The sequence below is a fragment of the Acinetobacter tianfuensis genome (genome assembly GCF_003611465.1).
In the GTDB taxonomy this organism is placed as follows: Bacteria; Pseudomonadota; Gammaproteobacteria; order Pseudomonadales; family Moraxellaceae; genus Acinetobacter; species Acinetobacter tianfuensis.
Genome location: NZ_RAXV01000066.1, coordinates 1 through 5,373, shown reverse-complemented (window position 1 = coordinate 5,373; position 5,373 = coordinate 1). Strand labels below are relative to the sequence as shown.

Genomic DNA, 5,373 nt, shown 5'->3' with positions numbered 1-5,373 from the left:
AGCGTTTCCTTGATCTCATTAACAGTTTTAGGCAAGTTTTTTGCCGTTGTAACGGCTTGGCGATAGAGGGGGTCATCTGCATCATGCAACTGATATTCATAGTTTGTAATCTTCTTAAACAGATCAACTCTAGGGCGGTCAGCACGATCATAATACGGCTGTAAGCGTTGCCCTGTATGAATTTCAACATTCGGGATTAAAAAATTAAGCTCTAATCTTCGCTCCCCCGTTTCTTCGTTTAATTTGTCTTGATGCTCAATCCACAAGACACGGTACTGGCTCTGATCCATACCTGGGAATAATGCTTGCTCAAAATCCTTCATGATTTTCTGTTTATGCTGTTCAGATAAATCATGCTCATAAAAACTCAAGCATCCGGATGTATATTTTTTTGCATAAGGTGACGTATCAATTAATCCTGATACTTCGGAAACATCGCCCTGCAAGACTTTTGCATAATCTCGATCTCGGTCTTTACCTAGCAAATAATCTAATGGGCCTTTACTTAAACCGTTCCCATATCTAAAGAATTGAACAATCATTTTTTCAATTCCTTTAAAGTCTGATCAATCCCTATTAACAGGTGCAAAAGCCTTGCAGCATCAAGGGGACGACTGCTTGCAATATCAGTATTTATAGCCTTCGCAATCTGATTAATGTTGCCCCCGATTCGAGATAGCTCAAGTAAAAATTCACGGTCTAATTTGGTGTAGTGATGTTCCTGATTCTTTTTTTTGACGTTGCCTTGCGTTGCATCAATTTGGGCAAGCGAAGTATCTCTTAGATATTTCGCAACATTTAGGATATTGGCATCTTTGATTTTCTGTACTTCGGCATCAGAAAATCGGACTTTATAAACTTTATTACGTTTGATCTCTGTCATGCTTTTGCCTTTGCTTTTGCTTTTGGAGGGTTTCGGGAGGTCTCCTCCTGAACAAGGTCATAGAAGCCTGTAACGAAGTGGAGGGGTCTCTATGTATCCTTGCGTTAAATCACAATAGCATCTTGTTTTGTGTTAAACAATCATTCATCAAGAATGTTGTTTACACGAAACAAAGGCTATCTGTGATTTGCGGTATTGGTCGTTGCAAGGCTATGGACAATCGCAAGCGAACGCCAAAACTGATCTGTGCATAAACACTATGCACAACTCCGCATAAATCAGAGATTTATACGTTGAGTTGCACACAGGTTTACGACACAGGTTTTGTCTTTGCCCACAACCGTTGCTAACTCCTTTCAATAATAGTTTTTAAAAAATTTAATTAAGAAAATAAAAAAGCCCCTTTTTAAAAGAGGCTGTTATCTGATTTAGGCTTGCACTTTTACACCTGACACGTACCAAAAACCGCAAAAGGGCTGTTATCTGATTTGGACGGCACTTGTGCATGGATTTTCAAACAAACATTTGCTGCAACAAGCCTTTTTTCCACTGTTTGGCTTGTTCAATTTGCTGTGCAACGACTTCAATTTTTTGGTCAATGGCAGATAAGAAATTGGCGATTTTGGTTTGTTCTTCTAAGCAGGGAATAAGTATTTCTATTGAAGATAAATCTGAGCTATTAATTGCAGGGTAACTTGTACCAGTACAACGGTTCATAACTTCATCTAAGAATGTCTTTTCGTGTAAAGCATAATAGATAAATTTAGAATCCAATTTTGTACGGATTTGAGCATAGCCTGTTGAGGCAACATACTCACCACTTAAGTTGAAGTAATAATTATTCTGCTGATAAGGACGAACCATCTGAAAAAGTACATCACCTTTAGCTAATAATCTTTGTGCTCGACTTGGTGCATCCTGTAGCTCAATATTTTTTTGAAGTAATAGTTGCCCTTTTTCAACACTTTCTAAATCAATATAAATAAAACTTTCAGGTAACTTTTTAGATTTAGGATTAATTTCTGCTATATCTTTGAGTTCCTTTTCCTCCCACTCCTCAAACTCACTCTTATCATCAGCTTTAAAACGAACCTGCTGACTAAACAGCTTTTGCATCATTCCTTGTTTGTATTGGCTGAGTAGCGCATGTTTTTGCGTGAGTTGGCTAATCTTTTCATCCACAGTGGAAAGGAAAGAGGCGATTTTGGTTTGTTCTTCTTTTACTGGATAGGTTAGCGGAAAAGCTAATACATCACTTTTCGTAATATTCGGATCTTTACGGCTACTAGCTGCAAAGTTTTTCCAATCATCAACCTTATGATTTAGAAAGGTTAAAAGAAAATATGATTCAATTTTTTCATTAGGATAAATTGCGGATAGAGCTTGATTACAGGCAGCCTCATCCACTAAAAGCCCAGTCCGACCAATTTGATTAAAACCACCATACATGGCTACAAAAACAGTCCCCTTAGGCAATATTTTTACAGATGTTTCTTTCAAAGCTATTTGAGAAATTTTTTCTTCTGTTTTTTCGATTAAACCATTATTCAAATCAGTTGTTTTAACCCAAGCGATATCAGCATTTTCAAAAAAGCGGTTATCACTGCGCAATGGTGTTGAGCCAGAAGTAACTTGAAAAATTTCTCCAATTCTTGATTGACTCCAATCCCCATCAAACTCTTTAAAACGTAATTTTGGAACAGCCATTACTTCACTCATAAACAATATAATTCAGATGCTAGTTAGATTTTTGATAATCTTTGAGCCAGTTCGATACAGTATTTCTATGCACATTCAGTAAAGTAGAAATCTCTTTGATACTCTTCCCGATGATCTTCAATTTCAAAGCTTCTTGTCGCATATCGTAGTATTGCTTTGAACGAGCTTTACCGCCTTTTTGATTAGCGCCATTTGCATTTGCTACTAAAGCACCCTTTTTTCCGCGCTTCGCTTGTTTCTCGCTGAATGCTTGCTGAAATTCAGCGCTGTTATGATTGCGCCATACCCATTTAGCGATACTCTTTGCTGTCGCTTTTACTTCGCTATACGGTAAAGGTTGTTCAAAACCACTGTTAATCGCTTCTATTTGCGCTCTGACGGCTCTTTCCCACTCATAGCTAGAGTTATGGTGCATATAGTCTCTAATCGCCCTATACGCCCAATGACGACCCTTCTCGAACATAGTTACGTTACGTCCTAAGCCGACGACTTCGAACTTTTTAGGCAGTTTCTTCGGTAGGTCTACGAAGTCGGCAAGGTAGTCAAGCGAGTAGGTTTGCTTAGTCCAATAGGTTGTCCGCCATTGTTGGTGCGTTGGATTTTGAGTGATCAAATGAGAATAACTGAGATCAGCACCCATTTTGAGTGCAAAAGCGTAGTAAATAGCTTGTGCGTACTTGATTGCTTTCACACTAGCAAACTCGCTTGTACAAAGCGGTATCTCAAGCTTGTAGCAGTGATGGCAATGACCGTTGATTGGGTTCTGTGTTGTCCAAAACGGCTGTGGCAAACCTGCGTCAAACCAAGATAAAGCCGAATCTTCTTTGTCATCATCAAAGACAAAGTAAATGGTCATCAACGGTGGATTTACTTGAATATAGGGCTTTTTAACCGCAATAGATTTGGGACGAATAAGCATATAGCCTGGTTTTTCGTCCATACAATACGGTTTAATCGGTAGGTCTTGATAAAAATTTGATCGAATGTCAGATTCTTTTACACAGTTTAATTGCATTTATAACAGTATTCCCTTGCATTACAGGAAAACACTGATAAAATTAAAACAGTTTTCGGGTGTTTTAATTTAGTGTTTTCAAGCATTTATTAAAATCCACAAAAAAAGCCAAGCTCGCCAAAGTCGGGCTTTTTTTGTACCTGTATGAAATGTATCACTGTTCTTACCATAATTCAAAAAACTTTATCCATCATTGACTTATGCCATTTTTTGAGCCGTTTTTCTTCGAGGACAGCGTAGCTAAAAGCTGCGCTCCGCAGACGAAAATCGGCATTTTTTGGCGAAATCCAAGAGTAGCAGATTAAAAAAAATTACTTCGTCATACGTCACTTTTGGCAAAAAATTTAACTAAAACGGACTTGGTGAATCATACCCTCTATCATTTTTCCGCTCTTGCGCTCGTTGCAGCTCCCTACGTTGATCAAGCATGTCTAAAGCCGAGAAGATAGCTGTTGGATTAATTCCGCTAATTTTTGTTGATATTGCTCTACTGAAGTCATTCTCTTGATGATTTGATCTGCCATCGGCTTCAATTGTTGCTCTATCTCTGCTTGCACTAACTTCGGTAGCTCTTTGCGAATTATTTGCTTCACCTCTGAATCTATATTCAAACTCATCACTAACTCGCTCAAATGTTCTTGAAGCTGAGATTCCAAATTTTCGTGTAGTTTCTGAGAAAAATTTGGAGAAATAGTCTGTTCTGATAGATTCTGCACGATCTGCTGATATTTCTGCACGATCTTCACTGCTTCGCTGTGCTTGTCGTTTAAAGTTTGCGTGTATTGTTTTAATTGCTCGATAGTCGCTGATTGCTGTTGAATAAGCTGCAATGCTCGCTCTTGCTGCTGTTGCTGCTCTTTGAGTTGCTGCTGTTGTTCTTTGAGCTGCTGCTGATGCTGCTCGATAATCTGCAATAATTGTGCTTCTAAGCTCATTTAACGCACCTCTTTCACTATGCCGAGTGGCCGCATGCCATTGTCCAAGCTGTAATTGTCCTGTAAGTGGTTCGGGTCCAGCTCTACGCACAGTTTCTTGCCACAAGTTGTTGTTATCATGCTTCCGCCCTGTGATTTCAGATAATCGACTTTTTTCTGCATCGCTTGTATATCGTTGTATTTGCTCTTGCTGACGTATCCCAGACAAATACTGCTGATAAGCGTTATACATGCCAGTGAAATCAAGACTATATTCGATGAAATAAGGGTTTTCTTTAACTTCGCTGCTTGGGCTGTTTCTTGGCTCAAGCCGTTCAATTGTTGCAAGTTCGCTTGTAGCTGTTTGATCTGCTGTTGTTGTTCTTGCAGTAGGGCTGTCATGCCTTGTTGCTGCTGCTGTTTCGTTTGGGCTGTAGTCTGTTTGATCTGCTGCAATATCTCGTTCGTTGCTTCGCTCTGTTTCTGCTGTATATCCGTTTTTGTTTTGTCGATACTGCTGTTCAAGCTCCGTGCTTCGCTTCGCACTGTATTCTGCATATCTCTGAATATCTGACTGATTTCGCTGCTCAGCTTCTCGTCTATATCGTTCTGATGCTGCGATAGTAAGTCGTTGGCTCGTTTCTGTAAGTCTAAAATCTTGCTCATAGATTGCACCTGTAAGCCTTATCGGGCGGGCTTTTTCGTCATTATTCGGATTTTTAATGGATAGGCTTTTCTTTGTTTCTCTAGTGATTTCAAGACCAAGATCCAATAGCCATTTTTTCATGCTCTGCCGATCTGTAATTAATCCACGTTCTACGGCTCTCGTTGCTTCAATATCA

General features: G+C 39.2%; 4 protein-coding genes and 1 pseudogene. All 5 read right to left on the bottom strand.

Going from position 1 to position 5,373, the window contains the following annotated elements:
- Positions 1 to 542, bottom strand: a pseudogene (locus tag D7V32_RS16635) (mobilization protein); the annotation flags it as partial.
- On the bottom strand, positions 539 to 883 hold the full coding sequence (gene mobC / locus D7V32_RS16630) for a plasmid mobilization relaxosome protein MobC (RefSeq protein WP_120403889.1): 345 nt from the start codon (positions 881 to 883) through the stop codon (positions 539 to 541). The gene mobC and the pseudogene D7V32_RS16635, both read right to left, overlap by 4 nt.
- 513 nt (positions 884 to 1,396) lie before the next feature.
- Positions 1,397 to 2,590: a restriction endonuclease subunit S gene (locus tag D7V32_RS16625; RefSeq protein ID WP_120403890.1), complete on the bottom strand. Its 1,194-nt coding sequence runs from the start codon at positions 2,588 to 2,590 to the stop codon at positions 1,397 to 1,399.
- A 31-nt stretch (positions 2,591 to 2,621) separates the two neighbouring features.
- Positions 2,622 to 3,542: a replication initiation protein gene (locus tag D7V32_RS16620; protein ID WP_407641560.1), complete on the bottom strand. Its 921-nt coding sequence runs from the start codon at positions 3,540 to 3,542 to the stop codon at positions 2,622 to 2,624.
- 423 nt (positions 3,543 to 3,965) lie between these two features.
- On the bottom strand, positions 3,966 to 5,373 hold a 1,408-nt coding region (locus D7V32_RS17155; RefSeq protein WP_213072561.1), incomplete at its 5' end, for a hypothetical protein.